A 16,702-nucleotide genomic window follows, 5' to 3' on the forward strand; every position below is an offset into this window, starting at 1 on the left:
GGGCGCGCGCGTGCGGCCGTTTCCCCGCTTTCTGGACAGCCCGGCCGTCACTGACCGACAATCGGCGGCGTGACGTCGTCCTTCGAGTTCCACACGTATCCCGCGCGGCTCTCCGACGCGGAGCGCGACAAGGCGCTGGGCGTGCTGCGGGACGGCGTCGCCATGGGCCGCCTGTCCCACGACACGTTCGTCCGGCGGATGGAACTCGCGCTCGTGGCGCGCCGTTCCGACGAACTCGCCGCGCTCGTCGCCGACCTCCCGAGGGAAAGCCGCTTCTCCCGCCTGGTGTTCGGCAGCGTGGAGGCCGTCTCCGGATTCACCGTGCGGCTGCGCCGGGCCTGGCAGGCCGAGAAGCTCCCCAAGCTGCTGCTGCCGCACCCGGCGACCGGCCACCCCCTGCGCATAGGCCGCGATCCCGGCAGCGGGCTGCGGCTCAGCCACGAGACGGTCTCCCGCGTGCACGCCGAACTCCGCCACCAGGGCGGCCTCTGGGTGCTGCGGGACCTCGGCTCCACCAACGGCACCACGGTGAACGGGCGCCGGGTGGTCGGCGCGGCCGTCGTCCGCGAGGGCGACCAGATCGGCTTCGGACAGATCACCTACCGGCTCGCGGCGCACTGACACCCGGCGGATCCCCGGCCAAATCCCCACGGTCGTCGCGGTGTTGACGTACCCCCGAAGTCGTGACTGACTGTGCGTACGCCATGCACTCCCGGTGCGACGACGGCGCCGCTTCGTGGAGGTGTGCCCTGCCGCCCCTCCCGCACTACCCGACCGTCGACGAACTGGGCGCGCGGGCCGCCGCCCTCGTCGCCCGGCATCCCCGCGACGCCCGGCTGCGCCGGGTCGGCGCCTCCCGCGCGGGCACCCCCCTGTGGCTGCTCAGCGTCGGCCACGGCAGCCGTCAGGCCCTCGTCGTCGCCGGGCCGCACGCCAACGAGCCCGTGGGCGGCGCCACCGTGCTGCGGCTGGCCGAGCGCGCCCTGGCCGACCCCCGGCTCACCGAGGGCGCCGACGCCACCTGGAACCTGCTGCTCTGCCTCGACCCCGACGGACTGCGCCGCAACGAGCGCTGGCTGACCGGCCCGTACACCCTGGGCCACCACTTCCGGCACTTCTTCCGGCCCGGTTTCCTGGAACAACCCGAATGGCTGCCCGACGGCGCCGCCGCAGCGGCGCTGCCCGAGACCCGCGCCCTGCTCGCCCTCCAGGACGAACTGCGGCCCTTCCTCCAGTGCTCCCTGCACGGCGTCGACGTCGGCGGCGGCTTCGTCGAGCTCACCCGGGACCTGCCCGGCCTCGACCGGCGGGTCGCGGGCATCGCCGCCCGCCTCGGCGTCCCGCGCGAGCTCGGCGCCTACGACGCCCTGTACTGGCCCGGACTCGGACCCGCCGTCTACCGCATCCCGCCCCCGCGCCGCCGCGACCTCGCCGCCGCCATCACCGAGGCCGCCGTCGAGTCGACGTGGTTCCACCCGCACGGGTACGGCACCGTCACCGCGGTCGTCGAGGCCCCCATGTGGGGGGTGACGGCGGTCGGGGACGGTTCCCCGTACGCCGGGGTGGAGGCGGAGCTGCGGTCCGTCAGCCGCACCCTGCGCCAGGACACCCTGCTGCTGGCGGGCCTGACGGCCCGGATCCGGCCGTATCTCGCCGACGTGTCCGACGCGGCGCGGCTGCTCGCCCCGGTCGACGACTACCTCCTGGTCTGCCCGGGGCTCGCCGACGCGTGGGATCCCGACCGCGGGAACGATTCTGCTCATCCGCTGCCGCCCATGACCACCGCCCGCTTCGCCGCCCTGCGCCTCTCCGGGCGGCGGCTGGCCCTGCGCACCGCCGGGCTGCTGCACCAGCTGGTGACGCGCTCCGGGCACGACCCGGCCGGGGCCCTGCCGGAGCTTGACCGGCTCATCGACGCGCGGTGCGCCGACTGCCGGGACCTGTTCGGGGCACGCTGGATCGCGGTCGCGCGCCAGGCCGAGTACCAGGCGCGGGTCGTCCTCGCCGCGTTCGGGCTGGCCGGACGCGGAGCCTTCCGTTCGGGTGAGCCGGGGTGGGGTCCGGACACCGTCGTGCCGATGTACCGGGAATGACACACATCTCAGTGAAAACGGTACGGGCGGGACTGGTCACCGCCCTCGTCCTGCTCGCGTGCGCGGCGCCCGCGCGGGCCGGTGCCGGGCACTCCGCCGAGGAGGCCGAGGACAACTGGCTGATGCTCACGGTCAGCCACGGGGGAACGCCGTCCGCCGCGAAGGGCGGCACCATGCTGCGGTGCGACCCGCCCGGGGGGCACCCGCACGCCGCCGCCGCCTGCGCGGAGCTGGCCGCGGCGAACGGGCACATCGGCGACATCCCGGCGAAGCACGCCAACTGCCCGGCGGACTACGTCCCGGTGACCGCCCACGCCCACGGGAAGTGGCGCGGACGGGCCGTCGAGTACAACGGGACCTTCTCGAACACCTGCGTGCTGGCCACCCGGACGGGCTCGGTCTTCGCCCTGGACGAGGCGTAGCGCCGCCCGCGCCACGGCTGCGGCGGTGCTGTCAGCCGGCCTGCTCGCGGGCGTGGTGGGCCGCTGCCAGCACCGCGCGGGACTGGTGCTCGACCTGGTGGTCCACCGGCACCCAGCGGGCGCGGAAGCGGTCGGCGAACGCGGCGCTCCAGCGCGCGACCAGCCCCTCCAGGCGAGCCGCCGCCCCCGCGTCGCTCTCCCGCAGCGCCCGCCGCAGCATCGCCGCCGCCCTGAGCGGCACCCGGCGCGCGAACGCGTCCACGCTCCCCACGTACGCCCGCGTCCCGTCGGCGGGCGGTGTGCGGGCCAGGTCGGCGGCCAGCCCCGGCACCAGCTCCAGCCCCCAGGTGGCCGCCCGCAGCAGCGGCCCGCCCGCGTCCCCGTGCCGCGGACGCGCCTCCTCCAGCACCCGCCGCACCTCGCCCGAGTCCCGCAGCAGCCGGTCCGCGAGCCGGCGCAGCACCGCGTCCGGTGCCGGATGCGGTGCCGGGTCGTCGACCAGGTCGCTCGCCCACATCGGCACCTCGATCACCGCGGTCATCCCGCCGTACCGGTGGGCGTGGTACCAGGTGCTGTGCCGCGCGTCGTCGGTCAGGCTCGGATAGGCCGGCGCGGCCTCGGGCGCCGGCATCACACGCACCCCGGGGCCGGACACCGGCCAGCCCGCCGCGTCCGAGGCGCCCGTCTCCACCGGAATGTGCGACTGCGCCGCCGACTTGGCGAACGGCTCCGCGAGCCCGGGCACGTCCCTCGTCAGCTGCACCCAGCTGCCGCCCAGATCGGTGCCGTGCAGGGACACCTGCAGATAGGGCCGCACCTCGTCGATGACCCCGGTCAGCGCCCGGGTCTCGGGCGGCAGCCGGCCGGGCGGCAGCACCGACGGCGCCCACTCCGGCTGCTCCGGCCCCGCCGGACGGAAGAACCCCAGGTGGTAGTCGTACAGACTGCGCGGCGTCGGCGTCACATGGAGGCTCGCCCCGTCGGGGTCCGCGCACAGCAGGAAGTGCCACGACGTGCCGTCGCGCAGTTCCCGCTCCCGGACCGTCCGCCGGGCCAGCGCGAGCAGCGTGCCCCCGCCGGCCGGTTCGTTGGCGTGGGCGCCGGCGACCACCAGCACGGCCCGCCGCGCGTGTCCGACGGACAGCAGGTGCAACGGCCGGCCCGCGCGGGAGACCCCCACCTGCCGCAGGACGCACAGACCGGGCGACCCGGCGGCCAGCGCGCGGGCGGCGGAGACCAGTTCGGCCACCGTCGGATAGCGCAGTTCCGGCAGCGGACCCACCCCCCGTCACCACCCGAATCCGCACTGCGCAGTACCCCACGGTGGGGAGGTGGTGTCAAGGGCGCTCAGTCCGGGAGCCGCTCCAGCAGCGCCACGGGTGAGCGCCCGAGCAGCTCCTCCACGCGCGCGTGCCCGCTGAACTCCCGCCCCTCCTCCAGCACGTCGGCCCACCGTCCCGGCGGCAGGGGCAGGCGGGTGTCGCGCCAGCCGCCCGCCTCCGCCAGCCGGAGCGACAGCCGGGTCACGGCGGTGAGCACCTCGCCGGAGCGCACGAAGGCCAGGCAGTGCGCCGCCGCGGGTCCCTCGGCGGACAGCGGTTCGTACGAGGCCGTGTCGCCGAAGACGTCCGGCCGCCGCGCCCGCAGCCGCAGCGCCGCCCGCGTCACCGCCGCCTTCTCCTCGCTGCTCCCGTCGCCCCCGCCGCCCGTGAACCGCACGGTCCGCCGGTTGTCCGGGTCTACCAGCGCCCGGTACTCGTGCTCCGTTCCCTGGTAGAGGTCGGGCACCCCCGGCATCGTCAGATGGACCAGCGCCGTGCCCAGGACGTTCGCCCGGACGTGCACCCCCAGCGAGGCGCGCAGCGCCGCCACCCGCTCGCCCGGCACCCCGCACGGCCCCGCCGCCACGAACCGCGCCACCGCCTCCTCGTACGGCGGCTCCTGCTCCGTCCAGCTCGTGTACAGGCCCGCCTCCCGCACGTGCTTCAGCAGCGCCCCCCGCACCCGCTCCTCCTCCGCCGGGCCGAGCCCGAACACCGTCTGCCAGGCCGCCCACGCCAGCTGCGCGTCCGGCACGCCCTCGCCCACGCGGGTGACCTCCGCCAGGACGTCCGCCCAGCGCTCCGGGCACTCGGTGAGCACCTGCAGCGCCGCCCGCACATCGGCACTGCGCTTGGTGTCGTGCGTGGAGACGACCGTCCCGGACGACGGCCAGTCGCGCTGCACGCGCGCGCAGTACGCGTGGAACCGCTCCGGGGACACCGCCGGGGCGCCGGGGTTCCCGCCCACCTCCGTCGCCGACAGCAGCGGCACGTAGCGGTAGAACGCCGTGTCCTCCACGGACTTGGCCCGCAGCGCCGACGCGGTCTGCGCGAACCGCGTACGGAACTCCACGTACTGCGCGCCGTCCCCGTACCGCCCGAGCACCAGGTCCCGTACGACGTCCACCGCCCCGGCCTCCTCGGGGACGGCGAAGGCGAGCCGGGCCTCGGCGGCGGCCTCCTCGGTGACCACCGCGGACGCGTCCACGGAGTCGTACGGGCGGTACACCTCCAGCCGTACCAGCAGCTCCTGCAGGGCGGTGCGCAGCGCCCAGGGCGCGCGGTCGCGCAGCCCGGTCTCCGGAGCGGTCGCGCACAGCCGGTCCGCCACCCGGACCAGCCGGTCCACCTCGGTGGCCAGCTCGTGCGTGAGCACCTTGTACGCGGCCCGCCGCACCGTGGCGTCCCAGTCGCCGCCCCGGTCCGTCTGCGGGGCCGCGAACCGCCGGTACCGGCCGAGCAGCTCCCCGAACCCGGCCGGGTCCGTGAACAGCCCGTCCACGTGCCGCAGGGCGTCGTAGCCGGTGGTGCCGGCGACCGGCCAGGAGGCGGGCAGCGTTTCGCCGTCGGAGAGGATCTTCTCCACCACCGTCCACCGGCCGCCCGTGGCCTCGTGCAGCCGCCGCAGATAACCGTCGGGGTCGGCGAGCCCGTCCGGGTGGTCGACGCGCAGCCCGTCGACCACGCCCTCCCGGAGCAGCTGGAGGATCTTGGCGTGCGTGGCCTCGAACACCTCCGGATCCTCCACCCGCACCCCGATCAGCTCGGAGATGCTGAAGAACCGCCGGTAGTTCAGCTCGGTCCGCGCCAGGCGCCACCACACGGGGCGGTACCACTGCGCGTCCAGCAGCTGCGGCAGCGGCAGCCCGGCCGTCCCCTCGCGGAGCGGGAACGCGTGGTCGTGGTAGCGCAGCACGTCGCCGTCGGTCCTCAGGTGCCCGGCCTCCTGGCCGAGCGGCCCCCCGAGCACCGGCAGCAGCACCTGGCCGCCCTGTGCCTCCCAGTCGATGTCGAACCACCGCGCGCAGGGCGACGCGGGGCCCTCGCGCAGCACCTCCCACAGGGCCCGGTTGTGGCGCGGGGACATCGCCATGTGGTTCGGGACGATGTCCAGGACCAGGCCGAGACCGTGCTCCCGCGCGGTGCGCGCCAGCTCCCGCAGGCCCTCCTCGCCGCCCAGCTCCTCGCGCACGCGCGTGTGGTCCACCACGTCGTAGCCGTGCAGCGAGCCGGGCACGGCCTCCAGGACGGGCGACAGGTGCAGATGGGACACGCCGAGCGAGGCCACGTACGGCACGGCGTCCGCCGCCGCCCCGAACGGGAAGCCGGGCTGCAGCTGCAGCCGGTAGGTGGCCGTGGGCACCGCCGGGTCAGGTCGCTCAGAGGTCATGGGAACCTACGTACCCGCGTGGCGGCCTCATCTGTCATCGCTCCTTCCGCCGAGCCATCCGTCGCCCGGACGGGTGGCCCGGCGGAAGTGCCGGGTGCGCAGGGTGCGCCGGGTGTCGCGCTACACCGGCCGCTGCAGCACCGTCATGCTGCGGTCGGTCAGCGTCAGCCGGGTGCCGGCCGCCACCTTCGGACCGGTCCCCGGCGGTACGCCGTCCGCGCGGGCGGTGTCGACGACCACCTGCCACTGCCGGCCGTGGTCGACCGGCACCACGAAGTCCAGCGGTTTGGGGGAGGCGTTGAACATCAGCAGGAACGAGTCGTCGGTGATGCGCTCCCCGCGCTGACCGGGCTCGGAGATCGCGTTGCCGTTGAGGAACACCGTCAGCGCCGACGCCCGCGCCGAGTCCCAGTCCCGCTGGGTCATCTCCGCGCCCTCCGGGGTGAACCAGGCGATGTCGGAGAGGTCGTCGTGGGTGCCCTCCACCGGCCGGCCGTGGAAGAAGCGGCGCCGCCGGAACACCGGATGGTCCTTGCGCAGCCACACCATCGCGCGGGTGAACTCCAGCAGCCGCCGGCGCGGGTCCTCCCCGTCGTCCTCCCCCTCGCCGGGCGCGGGCCAGTCCAGCCAGGACAGCTCGTTGTCCTGGCAGTAGGCGTTGTTGTTGCCGCGCTGGGTGCGGGCCACCTCGTCGCCGTGGCTGATCATCGGCACGCCCTGGGACAGCATCAGCGTGGCGATGAAGTTGCGCATCTGCCGGGCCCGCAGCCGCAGCACGTCCGGGTCGTCGGTCTCGCCCTCGGCGCCGCAGTTCCAGGACCGGTTGTGGCTCTCGCCGTCCCGGTTGTCCTCGCCGTTGGCCTGGTTGTGCTTGTCGTTGTACGACACCAGGTCGTGCAGCGTGAAGCCGTCGTGGCAGGTCACGAAGTTGATCGAGGCCAGCGGGCGGCGTCCGTCGTCCTGGTACAGGTCGGAGGAGCCGGTCAGCCGGGAGGCGAACTCCGCGAGCGCGCGCGGCTCGCCCCGCCACAGGTCCCGCACGGTGTCGCGGTACTTGCCGTTCCACTCGGTCCACAGCGGCGGGAAGTTGCCCACCTGGTAGCCGCCCTCCCCGACGTCCCAGGGCTCGGCGATCAGTTTCACCTGGGAGACGATCGGGTCCTGCTGGACCAGGTCGAAGAACGACGACAGCCGGTCCACCTCGTGGAACTGCCGCGCGAGGGTCGCCGCCAGGTCGAAGCGGAACCCGTCGACGTGCATCTCGGTGACCCAGTACCGCAGCGAGTCCATGATCATCTGCAGTACGTGCGGGGACCGCATGAGCAGGGAGTTCCCCGTGCCCGTCGTGTCCATGTAGTACCGGGGGTCGTCGGTCAGCCGGTAGTACGACGGGTTGTCGATGCCCTTGAGGGAGAGCGTGGGGCCCAGGTGGTTGCCCTCGGCGGTGTGGTTGTAGACCACGTCGAGGATCACCTCGATCCCGGCCTCGTGCAGCGCCTTCACCGCCGACTTGAACTCCAGCACCTGCTGGCCCCGGTCGCCCCAGGACGCGTAGGCGTTGTGCGGGGCGAAGAAACCGATCGTGTTGTAGCCCCAGTAGTTGTTGAGGCCCATGTCCACCAGCCGGTGGTCGTTGACGAACTGGTGCACCGGCATCAGCTCCAGCGCCGTCACCCCCAGCCCGGTCAGGTGCTCGATCACCGCCGGGTGCGCGAGACCCGCGTAGGTGCCGCGCAGCTCCTCCGGCAGCCCCGGGTGGCGCATGGTGAGGCCCTTGACGTGGGCCTCGTAGATCACCGTGTGGTGGTACTCCGTACGGGGGAGCCGGTCGTCGCCCCAGTCGAAGTACGGATTGACCACGACCGACGTCATCGTGTGCGGCGCCGAGTCCAGGTCGTTGCGCCGGTCGCGGTCGTCGAAGTGGTAGCCGTACACCTCCTCGCCCCACTGGATCGAGCCACTGATCGCACGCGCGTACGGGTCGAGCAGCAGCTTCGCGGAATTGCAGCGCAGCCCCCGCTCGGGGGCGTACGGCCCGTGCACACGGAAGCCGTACCGCTGCCCGGGCATGACCCCGGGCAGGTACGCGTGCCGCACGAACGCGTCGCTCTCGCGCAGCTCGACCGCGGTCTCGGAGCCGTCGTCGTGCAGCAGACACAGCTCCACTCGGTCCGCGGCCTCCGTGAAGACCGCGAAATTCGTTCCGGCGCCGTCGTACGTGGCACCGAGCGGATACGCCTCGCCAGGCCAGACCTGCATGGATACGACTCTTTCAGGTGTACGGCGCCGGTGGGGCGCCTTGGCTCCGAGTGTTTCCGTGTCTCTTCGAAAGGGCGGGAACCACCTTCTACCCAGGCCCCCCGGGTCCGATGACCTCCGCCCGGCGCCGATCCCGCTATGAATCCGCTCACTCCCGGACACCTCCGGAACGGAACGGTCCCGTGATTACGGGAAGTTGGGAAACGACCCTGTCCATCGGGCTGCACCGTGCGCCGTCGGCGGAGTACTCTCCTTGATCGTCGGGACGGGAGTGCTCGGGGGAGCGGAAGGCGGTACGCGGGTGGGCGCGGGAGGGCTGGAACTGCCCCCTGGTGACGACGGTCACGAGGGGAGCAGTTCCACGGACGTCCCGCCCGGTGCGGTGTCCCTGGCACGGCCGATGGACGCGGGCTCGATCGGGCCGGAGCTGGACTGGGGCGCCGACGCCTGGCGCGAGGTGCGCACCCGCGCCCAGCGGGCCGGCCGCGCCTACATCTGGCTGAACCTCGTCGAGCAGCGGCTGCGCGCGGTCGTGGCCGCCGTCCTGCGCCCCGTCTACGAGCCGGTGCACGGCGACGACTGGGTGGTCGCCGCCGCCGGGCCCACCGGGCAGGAGTGGGTGCAGCGCGCGGTCGCGGTGCGCGAGGTGAGCCGCCGCAAGGGCTATCTGCTCGACCCGGCCGACGACAACGTCCTGTCCTTCCTCACGCTGCCGCAGCTGCGCGAGCTGATGGTGGCGCACTGGCCCTGCTTCGAGCCGTACTTCGACGACCGCCGGGACGTCGAACTCGCCCTGGACGAGCTGGAGGTCACCCGGAACGTCGTCTCCCGCAACCGCGCGCTGTCCGAGGCGGTGCTCGGCCAGGCCGAGCGGGCCTCCGCGCGGCTCCTTGAGATGCTCGGCGCCGGCGGCGACGTGCCGTCCGCGCGCCGGCTGCCCGTCGACGCGGTCGAGGACCTGGTCGGCGACCGGTACGCCGACGTGGTCGCCGTCCACCCCGACCGGGTGCGGCTGCTGCGCCAGTTCCCGGCCGAGGACATCTTCGGCGGGGCCCGCCGGCTCGACGCCCTCGGCATCGGCCTCAACCTGCTGGTGCAGAACTTCTCCGGGCGCCGTCTGGTGCGGCTGGCGGAGTCCGGCTGCCGGGTGCGGCTGCTGTTCCTGAACCCCGCCTCCAGCGCGGTCAAGCGCCGCGAGCGGGAACTCGGACTCAAGCGCGGCGAGCTCGGCCGCAGCGTCGAGATGAACATCCTGCACATGCGCCGGGTCCGGTCCCGGCTGCGCGACCCCGGCGCCTTCGAGATCCAGGTCTACGACGAGACGCCCCGCTGCACCGCCTACCTCGTGGACGGGGACGGCTCGGACGGCGTAGCGGTCGTGCAGAACCACCTGCGCCGGGCCCGGGGCATGGAGGCACCGGTGCTGGTCCTGCGCAACGGGGTCAGGGTGGTCAAGCCGGGCGAAGCCGAGGAAGGCGGACTGTTCCCCACCTACCGTGAGGAGTTCGAGCTGATGTGGGCGGATTCGCGGCCGGTGTCGTGACCGGGGCGCGGGGAGCCGTCCCGGCCAGTAAGCGGAATGCGATCCTCTGATTGTCAGTGGCGCGTGCGAAGGTGGAGACCACTGGGGGAACGCACCACACAGAAGGGGGACGGCCCATGGGCTGGCACCGGGAGCTGCTGATCGGCTTCGACCTGGAGACGACGGGTACCGATCCGCGCGAGGCACGGATCGTCACGGGGGCCGTGATCGAGGTCAGGGCGGGGGAGGCGACGGGGCGCCGGGAGTGGCTGGCCGACCCGGGCGTGCCGATCCCGGAGGACGCGGTGGCCGTGCACGGCATCAGCAACGAGCGGGCGACCGCCGAGGGCAGCCCCGCCGGCCAGGTCGCCGACGCCATCGCCGGCGTCCTCACCGCCCACTGGAAGAAGGGCGTCCCGGTCGTCGCCTACAACGCCGCCTTCGACCTGACCCTGCTCTCCGCCGAACTGAGGCGCCATGGACTGCCGTCCCTGCGCGACCGCCTCGGCGGCGCCGACCCCGCCCCGGTCATCGACCCGTACACCATCGACCGTTCCGTCGACCGCTACCGGCGCGGCAAGCGCAACCTCGAAGCGGTCTGCGCGGAGTACGGCGTCGTCCTCGACTCGGCGCACGACGCGGCCGCCGACGCCCTCGCCGCGGCCCGGCTGGCCTGCGCGATAGCCGACCGCCACCCCAAGGTCGCGGCCCTCGGCCCGGTGGAGCTGCACCGCCGCCAGATCGAGTGGTACGCCGCGTGGGCGGCGGACTTCCAGGACTTCCTGCGCCGCAAGGGCAACGCCGACGCGGTGATCGACGGCATCTGGCCGCTGCGGGAGCCGGCGGACGAGCGGGTCTGACGCGCCGGGCGGTCCGGAGCCGGAGGAGTCAGAAGGGGTACCAGCGCACGGTCTCGTCCCCGTCCCGCAGCGACGCCACCCGGCGCCGGAACTCGGCCAGCGCCCTGGGGTTGCCCGGCGCGTGCTGGGCGACCCAGGCGCAGCTGGCGGTCTCCCGCGCGCCGCGCAGCACCGAGCAGCCCTCCCAGGCGCGCACGTCCCAGCCGTAGGCGGCGGTGAAGGACGCGTACGCCTCGTCCGGCAGCCCGTAGCGGTCGTGGGAGAGGGCCATGACGACCAGGTCGTGCTCGCGCAGATCGGCCGAGAAGGTCTCCAGGTCGACCAGGACCGGCCCGTCCGGCCCGATGTGCACGTTGCGGGGCAGCGCGTCCCCGTGGACGGGACCCGGCGGCAGACGGGGCGTCAGCGCCGCCGCGGCCGACGCGAAGCCGTCGCGCCGCTCGCGCAGGTACGCCGCGTCCGCGGGGTCGACGGCGTCACCCGCCAGCCGCAGCCAGCGCTCCACACCGCCCAGCAGCTCGCGGGGCGGCAGTGCGAAGGGGGGAGAGGGCAGTGCGTGGACCAGTCGCAGCAGTTCGGCCAGATCCCGGGGTTCGGCGGGCCGCACCGCCTCCGGCAGCCGGTGCCACACGGTCACCGGGTGCCCGTCGACCAGCAGCGCCTCCGGCTCGGCCGCCCGCACCGCCGGCACGCCCTCCTCCGCCAGCCACCCCGCGACGGCCAGCTCCCGGCGGGCCCGCTCCAGCAGCTCGGCGTCCCGGCCCACCTTGACGGCCAGGCCACCGGCGGCGAACACCGCGTTCTCCCCCAGGGCGAGCAGCCGCGCGTCCGCCGCCGCACCGGGCAGTACCCCCGCCGCCGCCAGGACGTCCCGCGCCCGTGCCTCGTCCATCCGTCCGCCTCCGTCTCCGTCCACGCCCGATCACCGGTCCCGTCCGACCGCCGGGATCCGGCCATCCGTCGGCCAGTGTCGCATTCACACAGGTGGCGGCGGTGTGCGCGCCCTTGCGAGGGCAGAGCGCCTTCACCATGTTCCTCCGACGATGCCCCGGTCTTCAGGCCGGGGTGGGGGTACCTCCCGCTTGCGGGGGAGAATCGGGCTTCCGCGGAGCAGGGCGGGGAAAGTCGAATCGCCGTCAGGGGGATTCGGCGTCAGCCGCGGCGGCGTCGCGCTCGGCCTCCAGGCGATAGACGATCTCGGAGTTGAGGGACCTCCGGGCGGACTTGGCCTGAGAGGCCAGCCACTCATGCAGGTCGACGGGCAGTCGGAGCGTGATGCGCTTCTCTTCATCCATGATTTCAAAGTAGTGGTTCCCTGATGGATATCTAGTGACAGAATGACACCATGGCGACACTGCAGAAGGCTCCGGGGGTGCCGGGCACGCCCGGTACACCTACCGGCTGCGTGTGTCGTCGACCGCCCGGACGGCACTGCTCGCCGAGTGGGACCGCTGCCGCTGGGTGTGGAACGAGTGCGTGGCCAAGTCCCGCGCCGTGCACACCCACAACCGCACGCACCCCGGCGACAAACTGACGTGTGGCCCGGCCCAGCTCGACAAAATGCTGACCGAGGCCCGCGCCCATACGCCGTGGCTCCGGGAAGGCGCCTCGGTGCCGCAGCAGCAGATCATCCGCGACTTCGCCACGTCCCGTTCCAAGGCGCTCAAGGACATCGACAGGCGCCTGCCGATGCGGCAGCGCGCCGGGATGCCACGGCACAAGAGGAAGCGTGAGGCCCTGCCCACGCTGAACTACACCACCCGGGGCTTCCGGCTGAAGGACGGCCGCCTCCATCTGGCGGGCGGTATCGCGCTGACGGTGGTGTGGTCGCGTGAACTCCCGGCCGCCCCCTCGTCGGTGCGCGTGTACCGCGACGCGGTCGGACACTGGTACGCCTCGTTCGTCGTCGCCACCAAGGCCCAGCCGCTCCCCGCCACGGGTCGCGTGCTCGGCGTGGACTGGGGCGTCAGGGAAACCGCCACCACCACATCCGACACCCACGACCTTCCCCACACCCAGCACGGGAAGACCGCCGCCCAGCGTCTCGCCCGCTACCAGCGGATGATGGCCCGCCGTAAGCCCGCGCGTGGGCAGGCGGCGTCCAAGGGATACCGGAAGGCGCAGGCGCAGGCCGCGAAGCTGCACAAGAAGGTCGCCCGGCAGAGGCAGGACACCGCCCGCAAGTGGGCCAAGCGCGTCGTGACCGACCACGACGCCATCGCCGTCGAGGACTTCCGTCCGAAGTTCCTCGCCAAGACCACCATGGCCCGCAAAGCCGCTGACGCGGCGATCGGCGCCACGAAGACGGCCCTGATCGAGATGGGCCGCGAGCACGGGCGGGACATCCGCCTCGTGCACCCCGCGCACACCACCATGGACTGCGCGTCGTGCGGAGCGAGAACCAAGCACGCACTTCCTCTGTCGGAACGCACCTACACCTGCACCGCGTGCGGAGCCGTGTCCCCCAGGGACAAGAACTCCGCGCGTGTGATGCTCGTCCGGGCTGGTCTCAACCCGGCTGGTGCCGAGGGCGCAAGACCTCCGGGAGCGCTGCTCCCGGAGGCAGCCTGAGCCAGGAATCCCCCGCCTCCAGGCGGGGGAGGATGTCAAGACCATGACCTGGCCCACCCGCGCTGCGCAAAGGGGCTGATTACGTGACATCGGTGACCGAGGGGAGGAGACCGGCGCCCCGCGCGCCCGACCCGGGCCGCGGAGCCGGGCGGGCCGTCGACCACGGCCCCTGGTTCCTGGTGCTGCCCGCGCTGATCCCGATCCTCGTCCTCAGCGTCGGCCCGCTGCTCTACGGCGTCCTGCTGGCCTTCACCGACGCCCAGTCCGGGCGCACCGAGCCCACGCAGTGGATCGGCACCCTGAACTTCCAGGACCTGCTGCGGGACACCCTGTTCTGGGAGTCGTTCCGCATCGGCCTGGTGTGGGCCGTCGGGGTGACGGTGCCCCAGTTCCTGCTGGCGCTCGGCCTGGCCCTGCTGCTCGACCAGGACCTGAGGCTGCGCTGGCTCGCCCGCGCCCTGGCGATCGTCCCCTGGGCGATGCCCGAGGTCGTCGTCGGCATCATGTGGCGGATCGTCTACAACCCGGACGCCGGCATCCTCAACGAGACACTGCGCGACCTCGGCCTGGGGGACGGCCGGGACTGGCTCAGCGGGCTCGCCACCGCCCTGCCCGCGGTGATCGTCGTCGGCGTGTGGGCCGGAATGCCCCAGACCACGGTCGCGCTGCTCGCCGGGCTCCAGAACACCCCGCGCGAGCTGCACGAGGCGGCGGCGGTGGACGGCGCCGGCGCCTGGCGCCGCTTCCGTACGGTCACCTGGCCCGCCATCCGCCCCATCGCCCTCGCCATCACGGCACTCAACCTGATCTGGAACTTCAACTCCTTCGCCCTGGTCTACGTGCTGACCAACGGCGGCCCCGGCGGACGCACCCGGCTGCCCATGCTCTTCGCCTACGAAGAGGCCTTCCGCTACGGGCAGTTCGGCTACGCGGCGGCGATGGGCTGCGTCATGGTCGCCGCCGTCTCGATCGCGCTGGCCGTCTTCCTCGCCGGCCGGCTCCGGGGAGGTGACAGGGGATGAGGACCTCCACCGGCGCCCGCGTCGGCCAGTACGCCGCGCTGCTCGCGTATCTCGTCTTCCTCGCCTTCCCGTTCCTCTGGCTGGTCTCGACGGCGTTCAAGCCGCCGGCGGAGCTGGCCAGTCTGCACCCGACCTGGATTCCCCGGGACCCCACCCTCGCCAACTTCCGTCAGGCCTTCGAGGAACAGCCGCTGCTGCGGGCCGCCCTCAACTCCCTGCTCGCCGCGCTCGCCGCGGCCGTCGTCGCCGTCGTCGTCGCCACCCCCATGGCCTATGTGATGGCGCGTCACCGCACCGCGCTCGCCCGGGCCGCCACCGGCTGGGTGGTGGTCAGCCAGGCGTTTCCGTTCGTGCTGGTGATCATCCCGCTGTTCCTGGTGCTGAAGAACCTGCGGCTGATCGACTCCGTGCCCGGTCTGGTGCTGGTCTACGTGGTCTGGGCGCTGCCCTTCGTCCTGTGGATGCTCACCGGCTACGTCCGCGCCGTGCCGGCCGAGCTGGAGGAGGCGGCGGCCGTCGACGGGGCCGGGCGGCTGCGGACCCTGGTGTCGGTGACCGCGCCGCTGCTCGCGCCGGGGATCGTGGCGACCGCGCTGTTCGCCTTCGTCACCGCGTGGAACGAGTTCTTCTTCGCCCTCGTCCTGCTCAAGACCCCGGAGAAACAGACCCTGCCGGTCGTCCTCACCCACTTCATCGGTGCCGAGGGGGTCGCCGACCTCGGCCCGCTGGCGGCCGCCGCGTTCCTCGCGACGCTGCCCTCCCTGGTCGTCTTCGCGATCATCCAGCGGCGGATCACGGGCGGCATGCTCGCCGGGGCGGTGAAGAGCTGATGCGGACCAGAATCCTCGTGGCGGCGCTCGCCGTCGCCCTGCTCCTCGCGGGCTGCTCCTCCGGCGGCACCCGTGACGACGGCCGGATCACCCTGCGGTTCCAGTCCCTGGCCTGGCAGGAGGAGTCCGTCGAGGCCACCGAGGAACTCGTCGAGGAGTGGAACGCGGCCCACCCGGACATCCGGGTGGAGTACGTCCAGGGCAGCTGGGACAGCGTCCACGACCAGTTGCTCACCTCCTTCGAGGGCGGCGAGGCCCCCGACATCATCCACGACGCCTCCGACGACCTCGCCGACTTCGCCTACGGCGGCTACCTGGCCGATCTGACGGACCTGCTGCCCGAGCGGCTGAAGTCCGACATCCCGCCCCGCGGCTGGGAGACCGTCACCTTCGGCGACGGCGTCTACGGCGTGCCCTTCCTCCAGGAACCGCGCGTGCTCGTCGCCAACGCCACCTGGCTGAAGGAGTCCGGCGTCCGCGTCCCGACGCCCGGAGCCCCCTGGAGCTGGGACGAGTTCCGCCGGGTGACGAAGCGGCTCGGCGGTGACGGGAAGTACGGCGTCGCCTGGCCGCTCAAGGAGCCGGTGTCCGCCACGCTCAACCTGTCCCTCTCGGCCGGCGGCCGGCTCTTCCACCGGGGCGACGACGGCAGGGTGACCGTGCGGTTCGAGGAGGGCGACGAGGTCGTCCCGCGCACCGTCCACGAGCAGGTGAACACCGACCGCAGTGCCTCGCCCACCACGCTCGGCAGCGGCGGCTCCGACACCCTGCCCGGTTTCTTCGCCGGCAAGTACGCGATGGTGCCGCTCGGCTTCTCCTACCGCCAGCAGATCGTCCAGCAGGCGCCGGAGGGCTTCGACTGGCAGGTGCTGCCCGCCCCGGCCGGAGCCGGCGGACTCACCCAGGGCGTCAGCCCGCAGACCCTCTCCGTCGCCGAGGACTGCCCGCACAAGAAGGAGGCCGTGGCCTTCCTCGACTTCCTGCTCCGGCCGGAGAACATGGTCCGGCTCGCCCTCGGTGACTGGATGCTGCCCACTGGCAGCCGGGCCCTCGCCGACCCCGCCCTGCACACCGCCGAACACGGCTGGGCCACCGGCACGGCCCTCGCCGCGCACCTGCGCCCGGCCCCCGCGCAGACGGTACGGGGTTACCCCGAGTGGAAGGACAAGGTCGCCACCCCGGCGCTCCAGGAGTACTACAGCGGCGCGATCGGTCTCGACGAGCTGCGCGAGCGGCTGGAGGAGGACGGCAACCTGGTCCTGGCCCGCTACCAGCGCTGAGCGCGGCCGTTTCCCCGCCGCGCCCCACGTCCGCGTCGGGCGCCGTGGCGTCCCGCTGCCCGACCCCGGCGTGCCCGTCGGCGAAGTGGCACGGGTGCGGTGGCCGCGGCCGCACGAGGAGCTGACGGCACG

14 protein-coding genes are annotated in these 16,702 nt (G+C 73.4%); 9 read left to right on the top strand and 5 right to left on the bottom strand.

Going from position 1 to position 16,702, the window contains the following annotated elements; all coding sequences use genetic code 11:
* The first annotated feature begins 69 nt into the window (after positions 1–69).
* The 3 genes from AB0A94_RS21320 to AB0A94_RS21330 all read left to right on the top strand — a co-directional run bounded on the left by AB0A94_RS21320 (position 70) and on the right by AB0A94_RS21330 (position 2,515).
* Positions 70–621, top strand: coding sequence for a DUF1707 and FHA domain-containing protein (locus tag AB0A94_RS21320; protein WP_361746463.1), 552 nt, complete (start codon positions 70–72; stop codon positions 619–621).
* A gap of 83 nt (positions 622–704) precedes the next feature.
* Complete coding sequence (locus tag AB0A94_RS21325; protein ID WP_361746660.1) at positions 705–2,093, top strand: M14 family zinc carboxypeptidase; 1,389 nt, start codon at positions 705–707, stop codon at positions 2,091–2,093.
* Between the two features lie 11 nt (positions 2,094–2,104).
* A complete protein-coding gene (locus AB0A94_RS21330; protein WP_361746465.1) occupies positions 2,105–2,515 on the top strand; it encodes an SSI family serine proteinase inhibitor in 411 nt (136 codons plus the stop codon).
* Positions 2,516–2,546: 31 nt separating this feature from the next.
* On the opposite strand, the gene AB0A94_RS21335 is transcribed toward AB0A94_RS21330, so the two are convergent.
* The 3 genes from AB0A94_RS21335 to glgX all read right to left on the bottom strand — a co-directional run bounded on the left by AB0A94_RS21335 (position 2,547) and on the right by glgX (position 8,485).
* On the bottom strand, positions 2,547–3,797 hold the full coding sequence (locus tag AB0A94_RS21335) for a M14 family zinc carboxypeptidase (protein ID WP_361746467.1): 1,251 nt from the start codon (positions 3,795–3,797) through the stop codon (positions 2,547–2,549).
* A gap of 65 nt (positions 3,798–3,862) precedes the next feature.
* Positions 3,863–6,226, bottom strand: a complete 2,364-nt coding sequence (treY, locus tag AB0A94_RS21340) for a malto-oligosyltrehalose synthase (RefSeq protein ID WP_361746469.1) — start codon at positions 6,224–6,226, stop codon at positions 3,863–3,865.
* Positions 6,227–6,346: 120 nt separating this feature from the next.
* Positions 6,347–8,485, bottom strand: coding sequence for a glycogen debranching protein GlgX (gene glgX, locus AB0A94_RS21345; RefSeq protein ID WP_361746471.1), 2,139 nt, complete (start codon positions 8,483–8,485; stop codon positions 6,347–6,349).
* Between the two features lie 271 nt (positions 8,486–8,756).
* Between glgX and AB0A94_RS21350 the strand changes: the two genes are divergently transcribed.
* Both AB0A94_RS21350 and AB0A94_RS21355 read left to right on the top strand, forming a co-directional pair.
* Positions 8,757–10,028, top strand: a complete 1,272-nt coding sequence (locus AB0A94_RS21350; protein ID WP_361746662.1) for an SAV2148 family HEPN domain-containing protein — start codon at positions 8,757–8,759, stop codon at positions 10,026–10,028.
* A 116-nt stretch (positions 10,029–10,144) separates the two neighbouring features.
* Entirely contained in the window at positions 10,145–10,867 is a 723-nt protein-coding gene (locus tag AB0A94_RS21355; RefSeq protein ID WP_361746473.1) for a 3'-5' exonuclease, read from the top strand.
* Positions 10,868–10,895: 28 nt separating this feature from the next.
* Here the strand turns inward: AB0A94_RS21355 and AB0A94_RS21360 are convergent, their stop codons facing one another.
* Together AB0A94_RS21360 and AB0A94_RS21365 are read right to left on the bottom strand one after the other, a co-directional pair.
* Entirely contained in the window at positions 10,896–11,759 is an 864-nt protein-coding gene (locus AB0A94_RS21360; RefSeq protein ID WP_361746475.1) for an aminoglycoside phosphotransferase family protein, read from the bottom strand.
* 244 nt (positions 11,760–12,003) lie between these two features.
* Positions 12,004–12,162: an Arc family DNA-binding protein gene (locus AB0A94_RS21365; protein WP_361746477.1), complete on the bottom strand. Its 159-nt coding sequence runs from the start codon at positions 12,160–12,162 to the stop codon at positions 12,004–12,006.
* A gap of 112 nt (positions 12,163–12,274) precedes the next feature.
* Between AB0A94_RS21365 and AB0A94_RS21370 the strand changes: the two genes are divergently transcribed.
* The 4 genes from AB0A94_RS21370 to AB0A94_RS21385 all read left to right on the top strand — a co-directional run bounded on the left by AB0A94_RS21370 (position 12,275) and on the right by AB0A94_RS21385 (position 16,570).
* A complete protein-coding gene (locus tag AB0A94_RS21370; protein WP_361746479.1) occupies positions 12,275–13,438 on the top strand; it encodes a transposase in 1,164 nt (387 codons plus the stop codon).
* An 83-nt stretch (positions 13,439–13,521) separates the two neighbouring features.
* Complete coding sequence (locus AB0A94_RS21375) at positions 13,522–14,460, top strand: sugar ABC transporter permease (protein WP_361746481.1); 939 nt, start codon at positions 13,522–13,524, stop codon at positions 14,458–14,460.
* Complete coding sequence (locus AB0A94_RS21380; protein ID WP_361746483.1) at positions 14,457–15,290, top strand: carbohydrate ABC transporter permease; 834 nt, start codon at positions 14,457–14,459, stop codon at positions 15,288–15,290. Before AB0A94_RS21375 ends, AB0A94_RS21380 begins: the two co-directional genes overlap by 4 nt.
* Positions 15,290–16,570: a sugar ABC transporter substrate-binding protein gene (locus AB0A94_RS21385; RefSeq protein ID WP_361746485.1), complete on the top strand. Its 1,281-nt coding sequence runs from the start codon at positions 15,290–15,292 to the stop codon at positions 16,568–16,570. Before AB0A94_RS21380 ends, AB0A94_RS21385 begins: the two co-directional genes overlap by 1 nt.
* Positions 16,571–16,702 lie beyond the last annotated feature (132 nt).

Source organism: Streptomyces sp. NPDC044984 (genome assembly GCF_040646935.1).
Lineage (GTDB): Bacteria > Actinomycetota > Actinomycetes > Streptomycetales > Streptomycetaceae > Streptomyces.

Excerpts from the sequence above, each read along its gene's own strand:
- AB0A94_RS21325 (WP_361746660.1), top strand. The coding sequence starts at position 705 with ATGCACTCCCGGTGCGACGACGGCGCCGCTTCGTGGAGGTGTGCCCTG.
- treY (WP_361746469.1), bottom strand. The coding sequence starts at position 6,226 with ATGACCTCTGAGCGACCTGACCCGGCGGTGCCCACGGCCACCTACCGG.
- glgX (WP_361746471.1), bottom strand. The coding sequence starts at position 8,485 with ATGCAGGTCTGGCCTGGCGAGGCGTATCCGCTCGGTGCCACGTACGAC.
- AB0A94_RS21355 (WP_361746473.1), top strand. The coding sequence starts at position 10,145 with ATGGGCTGGCACCGGGAGCTGCTGATCGGCTTCGACCTGGAGACGACG.
- AB0A94_RS21360 (WP_361746475.1), bottom strand. The coding sequence starts at position 11,759 with ATGGACGAGGCACGGGCGCGGGACGTCCTGGCGGCGGCGGGGGTACTG.
- AB0A94_RS21365 (WP_361746477.1), bottom strand. The coding sequence starts at position 12,162 with ATGGATGAAGAGAAGCGCATCACGCTCCGACTGCCCGTCGACCTGCAT.
- AB0A94_RS21380 (WP_361746483.1), top strand. The coding sequence starts at position 14,457 with ATGAGGACCTCCACCGGCGCCCGCGTCGGCCAGTACGCCGCGCTGCTC.
- AB0A94_RS21385 (WP_361746485.1), top strand. The coding sequence starts at position 15,290 with ATGCGGACCAGAATCCTCGTGGCGGCGCTCGCCGTCGCCCTGCTCCTC.